The sequence below is a fragment of the Ruegeria sp. CE8 genome (assembly GCF_056537465.1).
In genome coordinates this window covers 62,979-76,199 of the sequence record NZ_JBQFRP010000015.1, presented here as the reverse complement: position 1 = coordinate 76,199, position 13,221 = coordinate 62,979, and the positions used below count along the sequence as shown (strand labels likewise).

12 protein-coding genes are annotated in these 13,221 nt (G+C 56.5%); 7 read left to right on the top strand and 5 right to left on the bottom strand.

Annotated elements, in window-relative coordinates:
• The first annotated feature begins 1 nt into the window (after position 1).
• The 4 genes from ACR0AA_RS20645 (at position 2) to ACR0AA_RS20630 (ending at position 4,677) form a co-directional block, all read left to right on the top strand.
• On the top strand, positions 2 to 463 hold the full coding sequence (locus tag ACR0AA_RS20645) for a putative molybdenum carrier protein (RefSeq protein ID WP_480663872.1): 462 nt from the start codon (positions 2 to 4) through the stop codon (positions 461 to 463).
• A gap of 105 nt (positions 464 to 568) precedes the next feature.
• Complete coding sequence (locus tag ACR0AA_RS20640) at positions 569 to 1,246, top strand: response regulator (protein ID WP_480757114.1); 678 nt, start codon at positions 569 to 571, stop codon at positions 1,244 to 1,246.
• Positions 1,247 to 1,299: 53 nt separating this feature from the next.
• Complete coding sequence (locus ACR0AA_RS20635) at positions 1,300 to 2,469, top strand: FIST N-terminal domain-containing protein (protein ID WP_480757111.1); 1,170 nt, start codon at positions 1,300 to 1,302, stop codon at positions 2,467 to 2,469.
• Between the two features lie 3 nt (positions 2,470 to 2,472).
• Positions 2,473 to 4,677: a hybrid sensor histidine kinase/response regulator gene (locus tag ACR0AA_RS20630; protein WP_480663539.1), complete on the top strand. Its 2,205-nt coding sequence runs from the start codon at positions 2,473 to 2,475 to the stop codon at positions 4,675 to 4,677.
• 22 nt (positions 4,678 to 4,699) lie between these two features.
• Here ACR0AA_RS20630 and ACR0AA_RS20625 read toward each other — a convergent pair whose 3' ends face one another.
• From ACR0AA_RS20625 to ACR0AA_RS20610, 4 genes are read right to left on the bottom strand one after another with little or no spacing between them, the layout of a single operon-like run.
• Entirely contained in the window at positions 4,700 to 5,479 is a 780-nt protein-coding gene (locus ACR0AA_RS20625) for an SDR family NAD(P)-dependent oxidoreductase (protein ID WP_480663537.1), read from the bottom strand.
• The gene (locus tag ACR0AA_RS20620; protein ID WP_480663535.1) at positions 5,476 to 6,414 is read right to left on the bottom strand and encodes an SDR family oxidoreductase; all 939 of its coding nucleotides are present in this window, start codon (positions 6,412 to 6,414) and stop codon (positions 5,476 to 5,478) included. The genes ACR0AA_RS20625 and ACR0AA_RS20620 overlap by 4 nt, the downstream gene beginning before the upstream one ends.
• Positions 6,399 to 7,313, bottom strand: a complete 915-nt coding sequence (locus ACR0AA_RS20615) for a bile acid:sodium symporter family protein (RefSeq protein WP_480663533.1) — start codon at positions 7,311 to 7,313, stop codon at positions 6,399 to 6,401. The genes ACR0AA_RS20620 and ACR0AA_RS20615 overlap by 16 nt, the downstream gene beginning before the upstream one ends.
• Positions 7,310 to 8,665 (bottom strand): flavin-containing monooxygenase, encoded by a 1,356-nt coding sequence (locus tag ACR0AA_RS20610; protein WP_480663531.1) that lies wholly within the window; start codon positions 8,663 to 8,665, stop codon positions 7,310 to 7,312. The genes ACR0AA_RS20615 and ACR0AA_RS20610 overlap by 4 nt, the downstream gene beginning before the upstream one ends.
• 68 nt (positions 8,666 to 8,733) lie before the next feature.
• Here ACR0AA_RS20610 and ACR0AA_RS20605 point away from each other — a divergent pair, with 68 nt between their 5' ends.
• The 3 genes from ACR0AA_RS20605 (at position 8,734) to ACR0AA_RS20595 (ending at position 11,649) form a co-directional block, all read left to right on the top strand.
• A complete protein-coding gene (locus ACR0AA_RS20605) occupies positions 8,734 to 9,402 on the top strand; it encodes a TetR/AcrR family transcriptional regulator (protein ID WP_480757105.1) in 669 nt (222 codons plus the stop codon).
• A gap of 187 nt (positions 9,403 to 9,589) precedes the next feature.
• Complete coding sequence (locus ACR0AA_RS20600) at positions 9,590 to 10,870, top strand: hypothetical protein (protein WP_480663527.1); 1,281 nt, start codon at positions 9,590 to 9,592, stop codon at positions 10,868 to 10,870.
• Positions 10,870 to 11,649, top strand: coding sequence for a COG3904 family protein (locus tag ACR0AA_RS20595; protein WP_480757102.1), 780 nt, complete (start codon positions 10,870 to 10,872; stop codon positions 11,647 to 11,649). Before ACR0AA_RS20600 ends, ACR0AA_RS20595 begins: the two co-directional genes overlap by 1 nt.
• A 39-nt stretch (positions 11,650 to 11,688) precedes the next feature.
• Here the strand turns inward: ACR0AA_RS20595 and ACR0AA_RS20590 are convergent, their stop codons facing one another.
• Positions 11,689 to 13,026 (bottom strand): serine hydrolase domain-containing protein, encoded by a 1,338-nt coding sequence (locus ACR0AA_RS20590; RefSeq protein ID WP_480663523.1) that lies wholly within the window; start codon positions 13,024 to 13,026, stop codon positions 11,689 to 11,691.
• Positions 13,027 to 13,221: the final 195 nt, after the last annotated feature.

The following is a 13,221-nucleotide window of genomic DNA, read 5'->3' as shown; positions in this document are numbered from 1 at the left end:
CATGACAGGCGGACAGACCGGCGTCGATCTGGCTTCGTTGCAATTTGCGCTTGAGAACGACATTCCTTACGGCGGTTGGGTGCCCAAAGGACGCACGAACGAGGACGGCCTAATCCCAGAGCGGTTCACAGGGTTGGTCGAAACGTCGTCTGAGGATGTGAGTGAGCGGACAAAGCTGAATGTCCGAGACAGTGGTGCTTTGCTGGTGTTTCAGGACGGGGCGATCAGCCCGGGAACTCAGTTGACTATCGACTTTGCTCAAGAGGTCGGAAAACCGCACCTGGTCGTTGACCTTCGGAATGGGATAGATGCCTGCGCGCGTCAGGTGCGATCGTGGATCATGTCCCGCCCGGACGTGGTGTTGAACATTGCGGGGCCAAGGAATTCCGAAGCACCCCAAATCGGAGCAAAAGTGACGGCTGTTCTAAAGCGGTCTTTCGAAATCAAGGGCAGGTCAATCTAGGGTGGTGTGTGATCTGCGCTTACGACTTTCCGCCAGTAGGCGCAGTTCCATTCGGTTGCTAGGATTGGTTAGGGTGTGGCAACTTGATTGCAAAGGCCAGATTTCATGCACGCAAAAACTGCCGGACAAAGCGAATTCGACAAGGTTTTGATCGTCGATGATCATCCTCTGTTCTGTGACGCGTTGTCGATGACGCTGCAAAGCGTGGCCGATATTGGCGAAATCCACACCGCCGACAGGCTTGAAAACGCGATTGCGCTGATTGCCGACGGGCTCAAGCCTGACGCGGTTATGCTGGATCTGAACTTGCCGGATGTGGACGGGCTTGAGGGGTTGGTTAGGCTGAAGTCTGCGACCAACGCGCCGGTCATCGTGGTGTCATCGATTTCCGAAAACCGCGTGGTCAGCCAGGTGATCCATGCCGGAGCTTCGGGCTACGTGCCAAAACACAGTCAACGCGACGTGTTTCGTATCGCCATTGAGACGGTGCATTCCGGCGACGTTTTCGTGCCTGAGGGTTGCGTACTGATCAAAGCTGACGGAGACAACGAACACAACGACGCGGTCAATCGCCTTGCCACTTTGACAAATCAGCAATCGCGCATCCTGCAACTGATCTGTGAGGGCAAGCTGAACAAACAAATCGCGTTCGACTTGTCCATCGCAGAAACCACAGTAAAGGCGCATGTGACCGCGATTATGCGCAAGCTTGGCGTGCAGAGCCGAACCCAGGCTGTGCTGATCGCCAAGAAAGCGTCCCTTGCAAGCGTCTTGCAAGAGTAAGCCTTGGCACCATATCCTATGAAGACGTCGCGCTTTTTAGGGAGGAAGGCACGATGAACCAAGCAATCGGGTGGGCAACAGCCACCGCCCGTACGTCAGGTATCGTCAAAACAGGATTTGTACATTGTAAGACGGATCAGGCGATAGCAAAGCTAGCCGGATCCTTGGGCGAAGACGCCTTGTCATTTGTCATTCTGTTTGTAAGCCCCAGCGCGGACGCTGCGGCCGTTATTGCCGAGGCTAAGTCAATCTTTGCGCCAACGCCCGTGATCGGATGTACGACGGCGGGTGAGCTTGCGGATTGCGGTTACAGTGAAGATCAGATCGTTGCCATCGGTTTTCCGAGCTCGCATTTCGAGACGCGGACCCTGCTGGTTCCCGACCTTGGGGATTTTTCGGCGCAGGAAATTATCGATCAGATGATCCGCAATCGTAATGACATGACGGTGACGACACCGGATTGGAGGCACGAGTTCACTTTTTTGATGATCGACGGGATGTCTACGAAAGAGGATGTTCTGACGTCGGAGCTGGCCATCGGTTTGGGGCCGGTGCCCCTGTTCGGCGGATCCGCCGGGGACGGGACCCGATTTGGCAGGACCTATGTGCTGAATGACGGTCAGGCCATGCAGAATGCGGCGATCCTTACGCAGGTGCGTACGCGCTGTCCGATCAAGGTGTTCAAGACAGATCACTTGATTCCGACAGCCCGGCGCATGGTGGTGACCAAGGCCGACCCAGCGCGACGCATTGTGCAGGAAATCAACGCAGAGCCTGCCGCCCGTGAGTATGCCCGAATCCTCGGCAAAGACCCCGACCAACTGACGACGTTCACCTTCGCGGCGCACCCTGTCGTGGTGCAGATCGGCGGGCAGCATCACGTGCGGGCCATACAGCGGGTCGCTGGAAACGGTGATCTGGTGTTTTTCTCAGCGATCGATGAGGGGTTGGTTCTGACGCTGGCGGAACCACGGGACATGGCAACGCATCTCGAGGAAGAAATAGCGGCCCTGACACAGGATGTGCATCCGGACACGATCCTTGGTTGCGATTGCATCCTGCGTCGTCTGGAAGCGCAGGAAAAGCAAAAGACCGGCGAGATATCCCGCCTTCTGTCCGCAAATCACGTGGTTGGTTTTTCGACATATGGTGAGCAATACAACTCGATCCATGTGAATCAGACGCTGACCGGAGTGGCGATCTATCCGCCGGAAGAGGTTTAGGCGATGATAGAATCCCTTACCGATCCGAGTGACCCTCTGGATCGCCAGAATGAGAAGCTGCTGAAAATCGTGGCGGCATTGATGCGCCGGGTCGAGGAATCCACCGATGCCTCTGGTGCGGCCTACGCTCAGTTCCAGCGGGCCGCGATGCTGGAACAGGAAGTAAGGGCGCGCACGGATGAACTTGAGCGCGCACTGGAGTTGCTAAACGACTCGAACGCCCGTCTGGCCAAGGCCAATCAGGAAACCGAAGCGGCGCGGGCAGACCTCACGAACGCAATCGAGGCCGTGCAAGAGGGGTTTGCGCTATTCAATCTCGATGAAGAGTTGGTGCTGTGCAACAGCCGTTTCGGCCTGCATATGCCGGACATCCAGAACCAGCTTACCCCCGATTTGCGCTTTACCGAATATGTAGAGCTGGTCAGCCAGTCCAAATTCCTGTCGCTTCCTGATGCGGTTGAACCACAAGATTGGGTGCGGCGTCGGATGGCACGCCATGCCGACGATCACGTGGTCTTCAACGTCCGCCTAAGCTGCAACCGTTGGATGCAAGTGTCCGAGCACCGCACGCCAAACGGCGGCACCGTTATCCTGCAGACGGATATCTCTGACATCATGCGGCTTGAGCGTCAGGAAAGGGACCGCATCCTTGACGACAAGGCCCGACTGATCCGCGCGACGCTGGAACATATCGATCAGGGGGTTTGCATATTCGACAGCAAGCTACGTCTGGTCGGGTGGAACAACCGGGCCAGCGAATTGCTGGCCATTCCCAATTCTCAGTTCCAGATGGGGGCGCAGTTTCGAACTCTGTTCAATCGTCTCAGCACAACCATTCGCTTTGAGGGCGGCGTGACGGATGCTGATCTGCTTGCCTGGGTCAATTGCTCCACCGAGCGTCCGCCGTTGCAGTTTCAGATGCACAGCGGTCGAACCAAGATATTGTCAGTCTTTGCGCAGGAGATGCCGGACCGGGGTTTCGTGATTTCGTTCACCGATATCACGGCCGAACGTCAATCGGCGCAGGCCCTGTATGAGGCCAAGGAACTCTTGGAACAGCGCGTTGCGTCCCGCACGATAGAACTGGCAGATGCATTGAACGAGGCGGAACGCGCCAACGCATCGAAATCGCGATTTGTCGCGGCGGCCAGCCATGATCTGCTTCAGCCGCTTTCAGCAGCTAAACTTTACGTTGCGACACTCGGCGGTGGATTGGATGAGGCCCAAGCAAGCGCGGTCGCAGCAAAAGCGGAAAGCGCGCTCAATAGTGTAGAGCACATTCTTGAAGCGCTGCTTGATATCTCGAAACTGGATTCCGGACGGGCATCCGTTCATTTGTCGTCAATCTCGGTCGGAGAGCTTTTTTCACAGCTCGAAGACGCGTTCAGACCGGTTGCGCAAGCCAAGGGGCTTGAGCTGCGATTTGTCGGTACCGAGGCCGTGGTCAGAAGTGATGCAAGCTATTTGCGACGCATTCTTCAGAATCTGTTGTCGAATGCGATCCGATATACGGAAACCGGAAAGGTTCTAGTTGGAGTGAGACACCGGAAGAACACTTTTGCAATTCAGGTTTGGGATACCGGAATCGGCATCGCCGCCGAGCAACAAGACATTGTTTTTCAGGAGTTTAAGCGCCTCCACTCAGATGCTAGTGCGGCTGAGGGCATGGGGCTGGGTCTTGCCATTGTGGAACGGGCCTGCGGTTTGCTGAAACACCCCATTCAACTGCAGTCGCAGTTGGGTTGCGGATCCGGATTTTCGATTGAAGTCCCTTCGGCTGAGGAGACAGGTGCCGAACAAAACAATGACATCGCGGCGAAGAAATCAAACTCGGAAGTGCTGACCACAACTATCGCTTTGTTGATCGAAAACGATGACAACTTGCGGGCGGCACTGAGCATGACCATGGAGGCATGGGGCGTTCAGGTGCTTGAAGCAGCAAGCACAGAAGTGGCGGCCGACCTTCTGCACGAGATCGGGATTTTGCCGGATGTCGTGATCGCCGACTACCAGCTTAGCGACGGAAAGACAGGAACCGATGCCATTGCGGACCTAACGCGACAGTTTGGACACCTGCCTGGGTGCATCATTTCAGCAAATCGATCGCCTGAGTTGGCCGCATACTGCAAGACGGCGAACCTTCCGCTTTTGCATAAGCCGATTGACGCACAGATGCTGAAATCAGCGCTTGAGGCAGCAGTCGGTTGACGGTTTTAGGCACCGCAAAGGGTCAGGAGGATCGCCTCTTGCCAACCGTACGCATCATCTGCCGAAAATAGAAATCCGGGGCCAGACGGTTAAGAAGGTTGGCAATGCGCGCGACGCGGCCGACAGGGATGTAATCCTTGCCACGCTGGAACCCACGCAGAATTACCTGAGCCGCGGCTTCGGGTTCCATGTAATCAATGCCGTCCGAGGCGGAACCGGGGCGAACAAACCCGTTGCCTGCCGCATCGGGGCGGCCAATATTCGTTGCCACAAAAGAGGGGGTGGCGATGGATACACGAACCCCATGTACGGTTTCCTCGGCCCTAAGGGATTTGAAGAACCCCTCCATCGCATGCTTGCTGGCTGCATAGGCTGTGCGATGGACCAAAGGCGCAAAGCCCGCAACGGATGATATCGCCAGATGCGTTCCCTTGGATTTTCTGATCGGCGCCAGAAAATGCCGGGCGCAGCTTACAGCCGCGAAATAGTTGATCTCGAACAGGTTTCGATGTGAATCCATGTCGCTATCGGAAAATGCGGTGATCTGAGAAACTCCTGCATTGTAGATGACGAGGTCTATTGAGTCTCTTGAGCTTATGATCCGGGAACAGGTTTCTTCGCACTGATCACGGTCAGTCAGATCACAGGCATAGACGCTCACCTCACCAAGATCTGCAAGCGCGTCAAGTTCCGGACCCGGCAGGTCCATCAACGCCGTGTGCCAGCCCTGATCCCGCAGCGCGCCGGACAGGGCGCGGCCCAGACCGCCGGCTCCGCCAGTGATGACAGCAGTTGGTCTCATCGGGCGGCCTCCCACCAGCGTTTGAATGCTTCGGCGCTTGTGAATTTGGGGTGATAGCCGAACACGCCTTTTAGCGCAGCGTTGTTCAGAACCGGGCGGTACAGAAGAAAGCGCACCTGTTCCGGGCCATACCGGGACAGTCCGAGAGGGTGCGCAATCGACAATACTGCGCGCACCAACGCTGGCGGCAGCCAACGAACGGTTTTGCCCATCTGCGACGCGATCTGGGACACCGTCAGTGCGCCATCACCTGCAACATTGAAAACACCTGCGGGGCCGTCGGTGGCGGCGCGAACCAGAATATCGGCCAGATCCTCGTCCCAAATGAATACAAATGGGCTGTCTGAGCCTTTCAGACCAAGCAGGCGGGGTTTGTGAAACAGGGCCGTGATCTGGTTTTCGACGTTGGTCCCCAAAACCGTACCAACCCGCAGAACGACCTGTTCCAGATCGGGTGCCGTGGTCCTTGCGTCAGCCAACATCTCTTCGACCAGACGTTTGTGCCAGGAATAGGCGAATTCCTGATTGCCCCGTATCGCATCCGTCTCGCGCAGGGGGGTCGGGTTGTCGGCATGGTAACCATAGGCCGCGCCGGAAGACGTGACGATCAGACGTTGCACTCCGGCCGCGATCGCCGCATCCAGCACATTTCGTGTGCCTTCGACATCGACCTGATACTCGGACGCTCTGGTCGATTTCGGCCCGGGCGTCACGATAGACGCAAGATGTACGATAGTGTCCGGAGCCTCAGCCAGGATGACGTTCAGAGGATCGTTGCCTGTAACGTCCATTTTCAGGAAACGGGTGTTATCTGGCAAGCTATCGGGTTCGCGAATGTCCGTCGCGATGACTTTGATGTCGGCGTGTTCACCCAGTCGTTGCAGCAGGGCGGTCCCTACGGCACCGGCGGCACCGGTAATCAGGATGTTGCGCATTCCGGCACCTCCCGTCTTGCGAAAAAGGCGGCAAGCGCCAGGCCTGAGATTGCGTGCCAGATACCCCAAAGAGCTGCAGCAATTGCCATTCCGCCAAGCCCTCCGAAAAAGGCAAAGATCAGGATCAGCCCTAGGCCGGAATTCTGTATTCCGGTCTCAATAGTGACCGACCGGCGATCCCGTTCCGACAGATTTGCGGCTGTCGCGGTCAGATACCCGCCCATGAACGCCAGAGCATTGTGGAGAATAACGATCCCGATGATCGCGGTGGCAAAGCGCTGGAAGTTCTCCCAATTCGCTGCGAACGCCACAATGATAAAGGTCACGAAGATCGCCATCGATAGCCATTGCAAGGGACGACGGATTTTGTCCGCGAAAGGCGTAAACCGGGCGTTGACCAACATGCCAAGGATCAGGGGCAAAATCAGCATAAAGCCAACCGTGATGGCCACTGCTACCGGATCGATTTCGGTTCGCTGGAGGATTTCGCGCGTCGGGCCATATAGGTTCCCCCAAAGCGCAATATTGGCCGGGGTTACGGCAATTGCGGCAACAGTCGCAAAGCCGGTCATAGAAACAGATAGGGCAACGTTGCCGCCCGCGCGATGTGTCATGAAATTCGAGATGTTCCCACCCGGACAGGCGGCAACAAGGATTAGACCCATAGCAACAGATGGCATTGGGTTGACTGCAAGAAGCATCAGGAAAGTTATGGCCGGAAGAACCAGGAACTGGGACGCAAGACCCACCAGCAATGGTTTCGGGCCGCGTAGAATACGGCGGAAATCATCAACTCGCAGATCCAGCGCGATCGAGAACATAACGATGGCAAGGATGGCATTGAGGAGCCGCAAGTTTCCCGCGTCGAAGTTCAGCACAACTTCATCAATACCGCTCATGGCTGTGCGGCCTTCAGCGCGGCGATCTGCCCCGTGACTTCACCCCGGTAGGTCGCTTTGTCGACATAGTAGGCCATGCGGGGCAGGTCGATATAGTTCATGCCTCCCGTCGCGCGTTCGTAGCCTTCGGATTTGGTTTCACGGATGGCTTTCGCTGCCGTGTTCCCCGACTTCAGACCGGCGATATAGCGCGCAACCATCTCAGCCTGCTCATGGCGCCCTTGCCAGCCGAGGCCAGATGCTTCGACCATTCCCAGAACGAACAAGTCATCACGATCAGGATGAATGCAATTGAGGTAAAGGTGCGGCGCATCGCCTTGCCAATTCAGCAGCGCCTTGTCGATGAAGGGATAATGCAGCTTGTATCCCGTTGCAGCCAGGACCATGTCGTATTCGGCACTGGTGCCATCACGGAAGTGCACCGTCTTGCCGTCGAACCGTTCAACGTCGGATCGCACTTTTAAATCGCCATGCCCTGCGTGGAACAGGATCAAGGAATTGACCACGGGGTGGGATTCGTAAAGTGCGTAGTCCGGCTTTGGGAACCCGTACTTTTGTGGATCGCCTACGAACCATTTCAGGATTGTGCCGTCAACCTTCCGCTTAAGCCACATGGGCAGTTTGATTTTACCGCCCATGGTGTCAGCGGGCATGCCGAAGACGTATTTGGGAACGAAATAGTACCCCCTACGCATCGAGATATCGCAGGACTGCCCGTGGTGAATGGCGTCAACGGCAATGTCACAGCCCGAGTTTCCGGCCCCGATGACCAGTACACGCTTGCCGGTAAACTGCGTCGGGTAACGGTAGTCCGAGGCATGGATGAGCTCGCCTGTGAACTCACCCTCAAATTCAGGCATGTTAGGTTCGGACAAAGTACCGTTGGCGATCAGAACGCCTGCAAACGTCTGGCAGTGTTCGGTGCCGGTCTTGTCGCGCCACTTTATCTTCCAACCACCGTCGTCCAGAGGTGTCGTGCTCAGAACTTCTGCACCAAAGTGAAAGTGTTGATACAGGTCGAAGGCGTTTGCGAAATCCCGAAAGTATGTCTTCAATTCGCGGTGCGATGGATATTCCGCCGTTTCTTCCAGCATCGGAAAATCGGCGAATTCAGTCATCTTCTTTGAAGAAATGAGGTGGGCGGTCTCGTACATCGTAGACCGAGGGGCATCGATATTCCACAAACCACCCACATCATCTGCCAGTTCAAATCCCTGAAATGGCACCCCCTGCTCGACAAGTGTTTTAGCCATCGCCAGCCCCATGGGCCCGGCGCCGATCAGAGCAAAACACTCTTCTGGGCGGGCCTTCACCGTGACCGGTTGGCCCGCTCCTACCTGAACCTGTTCCATGCGCCTCTCCTCCTGCGACACTATTTATCTTGAACGATCGTTCGAAATAAGGCAAATTAGTTTTTGAAATGGCACAACACGCTGTAAAAGAAAGAAAAAGGGCGCCATCCCAGCGATCCATAGCCGCGCGAGAGCGTATACTTGACGCGGCGGAACTGGTCTTCGCCGAGCGGGGATTCGAGGGCGCATCGATTCGGGATATTGCTGAGCGCGCGCAGGTCCAGAAGGCCAATGTGAACTTCCACGGTGGCCCAAAAGACGAGCTGTTCGAACGCATCGTTGCGCGTCGCGCCAGTGAGCTGTCGCAAGAACGTCTTGAGGCAATCGCCCGACTGGATGAGCAGGGGGGATGGGATGCCGGGGACCTGATCGCGGCTTTCATGATGCCTTTGTTGAGCCGTGCATTCGGTGGGAACTCGCAGTGGCTTGCCTACGCGCGGATCGTTGCCATTGTGTCGGCCGATGTGCGCTGGCACGCGTTGACAAAAACCCACTTTGACCCTGTCGCCTCGTTGGTCGTGCAAAAACTGTGTGCACGATACCCCAAGGCTGATCCTGCGCGCGTGGCAGGTGCTTTGGTGTTTTCTGTATCGTCCATGCTGGCCCTTTGTGCTTCCGAATGGCGGATTTCGGCTTTGGCCGGTCCCCGCAGTGAACCAGCCTCAGATGGGATGATTCAGAACTTGCTGGAGTTTTGTGAGGCTGGCCTGGTTGGCAGTCTGAAAACGTCCCGGTAGCAATTCGAGTAAGATCGATTTCGGACAGTTCGTCAGCTGATAAGGGTTCATAAACTAAGCACCGCAACGGTTGCACAAGTCCAGCCAAGCCCCTCAACTTGAAGTTACGGGTCGCACCATACCAATTGCGCCTGTGCGCTATTATCTTGTGATTAACCAAGATTAACGATTTGGAGCGTGGGGTGACATGACAGAGAAAAGGGACCGCCTGACCGCCGAAGAGGCGAGGGGGCTGCGGACGGCCAAGGAACTCGAAGGGCATCTGGCATGGTTAGACACGTTCACACCCGCCGCTCTGGGCGTGCTGGCGATTGCATCGGGGATTTACACTTATTTGGGGGTCTCGTCGCTTCTGGAAGACAATGGCGCAGTGTCGTTCTTTGCTGCCGTCGCCTATTCAATCGCGGTTTCCGTCGGCATCTTTGTGTTCTGGAGCTACATGCTGCGGCTACTACCGTCGATGCGCACCGCCAGCGGCTTCATTGGATTGACGATCTCAACTATTGTCGGCTCGGTTGCCATCATTGCCATGTCCAGTTGGCTGAACGCAGCGGCTCTGGCCGGGGCGGCTGCGGTTGAGCAGCATCTGGAAAACACGGTGCGCGACTATCAGGCGGCTCTGGAGCAGGCCCATGACATTGCTCTCAGTGGGCAGGCGCTCGGCCGCGAAGTTGAACGTGCGCGCCAAAGTTTTGAGGAACTGGCTGAGCTTGAACAGTCCGGTGATCTCTCTGGAACCGCTGGGCGCGGCGCGGTGTTTCGGGTGCTGACGCAAAAGGCTGAGGAACTTCGAAATCTGGAAGAACAGATCGCCAACCAGCAACCTTTGATCGAGGACGCATTTCAACAGGGCAACGAAATTCTGGCCAGAATGCGCGAACTCACGGTCGCGCCCGGACCGGTTGACCGACGTTCCGTCCAGTTTTCCGAAGAAAGCGTCAAGCTGGCTGGGGTGATCTCACGCCTGAACCAGTACAACGTAGCGCCACTTGTTGCGCGGGCGGCGCAGGATTTGCCGTCTTCGGTGGTGCTACCTGAACTGGATGGGCGCAGTTCGGAAGTTCGTGACGCTCAGTCGTCGACCATCAACTCGGTCCTGAATGCGTTGGATCAGCGCGGTCAAACCCTCAGGAACGCGGCTGAGGAGGTCTTGGAGGCCGAGCCACCAATCGAGACGGCTTACAATCCGATTTCCAGCGCGGATGCGGTTATCAAGTATGCCCACAACTTTGTGCCATCGTGGGCCGGAGCCATCGCTATCGATCTTCTTCCTGCGGTTCTCGTGTTCGTTTTGGCGATTACGCAGGCCGCCATTCGGAGCGGCAAGGACGGTATGAGTATCGAGGATACCCTAACCCTGTCCGATCTGCGCGCGGCGATGAACGCTATGAAGGATGTCGAAGCGACAATGGGGGTTGCAGATGCTGCAATCCTTGATCGTACAACGCCGAAAAAAGACGAAACGTGATGGGCTACCTGTCCAAAGTGGAACTGCGAAATGGGCTGCGATATGTGCTGGTGCTGCAATTGGTCATCGCAGGTGTCCTTGTCCTGACGGACGTGTCAGAAGCGGTGCAAAACCCGTTCAGGCAACGGGTTGAGCTGCCGACAGGTCCCGTTTCACCAGGCGATCAGCGCCGTGAGTACCGGACCGACCGCACCGACCCAACGTTGCTGCCCCAATATCAGCCACTGGACGTACCCGTGCCCGAGAACTTCCCGACCCGGTTGGATTTTTCCGAGCAGATGGTCGACGATCTTGGCAGGGTACTCCTTGTGACTGGCCAGATCGAAAAGGGTGACGCGGATCGGTTCGAAACCTACCTGTCAGAGATGCAGGACCGACCCGATCTGGTAGCGTTGCACAGCCCCGGTGGCACCGTTTCCGAAGCATTGTTGATCGGAAGACAGATCCGCGCGGCTGGACTGTCTTCGGCAGTCCTGACCGGCTCAGTTTGCATGTCCGCTTGTCCTTACGTTCTGGCAGGCGGGGTGGAGCGCGTTGTGTCCCTGCAAGGTGTCGTCGGTATGCACCAACACTATTATGAGCAACCGCGCCTAATCCCAGTCGTCTTTGCCGTCGAAAACATCCAGAAAGGGCAGGGCGAGACAATGCAGCATTTGATCGATATGGATGTCGACCCATCGCTGTTGCTGTATTCGTTGAACACACCGCCCGACCAAATCTATGCCTTGGTTGAGGAAGAGCTGGTAGATACCCGTATCGCAACGCAAATCGTGGACTGATAGAAAAGCCCGCCTAACGGGCCCTTCAATCGCGACGCCTTAGTTCCTGAAGGCTGCAATAAGCTCTTTGGCCATTGGAAGCGACGAGTACCCGTGCTTTGATGGGGTCAAGCCCAGCCGCACCAACACCATGTCATGAGATGGGAAGACTCCGATAAACTGACCATCATGCCCCTGCAGCCAGACGGCATCTTCGAACGGTGGAAGTCCACCTGGAGACTCGAGCCACAGGTGGCCCTTGCCGTACATTCCATCCGACGCGGCAACCGGTTCAAACATCCAGTCCGTAAAGCCTTGGGGAAGTATCTGCTGACCGTCCCATTCCCCTTTCTGCAGCAGCAATTGGCCAAAGCGGGCCCAATCACGCGCAGTTGCATACATGTAGCTGGACCCGACAAACGTGTTTGCGGCGTCAGTCTCCAAAACAACGGATGTCATCCCAAGCGGTTCGAACAGGGCTTCTTGAGGATAGGTCAGACCGCCATCACTCAGCAGATCCTGCCAGACGCGTGACAGCGCGGTGGTCGTTCCGGAAGAGTAGTTGAAGTCCGTCCCTATCTCACTTTCCGCTGGTTGACCCGAGACAAATTCTGCCATGTCATCCGTGAGATACAGCATCCTGGTGACGTCCGAGACGTCTCCGTACCCCTCATTCCATTGCAGGCCGCTGGACATGGCCAGCATGTCGCTGACGGTGATGTCTTTGCGCCCGTCCTGTTCCCAGCCGGGGTAGCTGGCCGTCAGCGAGTCTTCCAGCGAAATCTGGCCGGACTCGATAAGGGTGCCGATCAATCCTGCGGTCACGGTCTTGGTCATCGACCAACCAAGCAGAGGGGTGTTTTCGTCAAAACCCTCGCCATAGCTTTCGCCGACTATGCGCCCATTGCGAACGACGACCACGGCGCGATGACCTTCACCAAGCAGCGTCTCATCCGACAGAATGCGGGCAATTTCAGGGTCCTGGGATCGTTCGACCTCATTTCCGGCCGGCCAAATCCCATCAGGCAAAGGTTCCAGCGCGGCCAGTGTCGTGTCGCTGAGCGTGGCATCGTGGATATTGGTGCATCCAAGCCCCTCGCGATACTGCGATGTCGCAGGCGCGAAGAACCGGAAAATCCGCGCTGTCACAGTTTGCTTATCCGCGTCCACATCAAGCGTGATTTGCTTAAGCAACGGATGGCCCGGAGCCTGCACGTCGACGGCCAAAACCTCATCCGGATCGCGTCCGGCGATGAAGACGTTGGAACAGACGATCTTGGCCGAATAGTTTGTTCCGACTTTCAACAGGTCAGGAGGGGATACAAACAGGTACCCCACTGCCCCGACAACACCCAGAGCAAGGGTTCCCGCGACGATTTTCAGCGTTTTTGCAATCACTCGATATCCAAACCGGTTGTACCGGCCCCTCACTTGCCCCGGATTCAAATCGAGTTAAGTGCGATCCGCGTTTCGTTGCTACAGTTCCGTTACGTTCGCTCTGATCATTTGTCTTGGGCGCTGGGCCATGTTGTTGGACGATCGCTCATGTTCTCAGCGCGAAAATCTGCAAAGTTGTTTTGGCAAGCTGAACAC

Bases quoted from the DNA above. Each gene is read 5' to 3' on its own strand.
- ACR0AA_RS20605 (WP_480757105.1), top strand. From the start codon at position 8,734: ATGGCACAACACGCTGTAAAAGAAAGAAAAAGGGCGCCATCCCAGCGA.
- ACR0AA_RS20615 (WP_480663533.1), bottom strand. From the start codon at position 7,313: ATGAGCGGTATTGATGAAGTTGTGCTGAACTTCGACGCGGGAAACTTG.
- ACR0AA_RS20600 (WP_480663527.1), top strand. From the start codon at position 9,590: ATGACAGAGAAAAGGGACCGCCTGACCGCCGAAGAGGCGAGGGGGCTG.
- ACR0AA_RS20620 (WP_480663535.1), bottom strand. From the start codon at position 6,414: ATGCGCAACATCCTGATTACCGGTGCCGCCGGTGCCGTAGGGACCGCC.
- ACR0AA_RS20645 (WP_480663872.1), top strand. From the start codon at position 2: ATGACAGGCGGACAGACCGGCGTCGATCTGGCTTCGTTGCAATTTGCG.
- ACR0AA_RS20640 (WP_480757114.1), top strand. From the start codon at position 569: ATGCACGCAAAAACTGCCGGACAAAGCGAATTCGACAAGGTTTTGATC.
- ACR0AA_RS20595 (WP_480757102.1), top strand. From the start codon at position 10,870: ATGGGCTACCTGTCCAAAGTGGAACTGCGAAATGGGCTGCGATATGTG.
- ACR0AA_RS20630 (WP_480663539.1), top strand. From the start codon at position 2,473: ATGATAGAATCCCTTACCGATCCGAGTGACCCTCTGGATCGCCAGAAT.
- ACR0AA_RS20625 (WP_480663537.1), bottom strand. From the start codon at position 5,479: ATGAGACCAACTGCTGTCATCACTGGCGGAGCCGGCGGTCTGGGCCGC.
- ACR0AA_RS20635 (WP_480757111.1), top strand. From the start codon at position 1,300: ATGAACCAAGCAATCGGGTGGGCAACAGCCACCGCCCGTACGTCAGGT.
- ACR0AA_RS20610 (WP_480663531.1), bottom strand. From the start codon at position 8,665: ATGGAACAGGTTCAGGTAGGAGCGGGCCAACCGGTCACGGTGAAGGCC.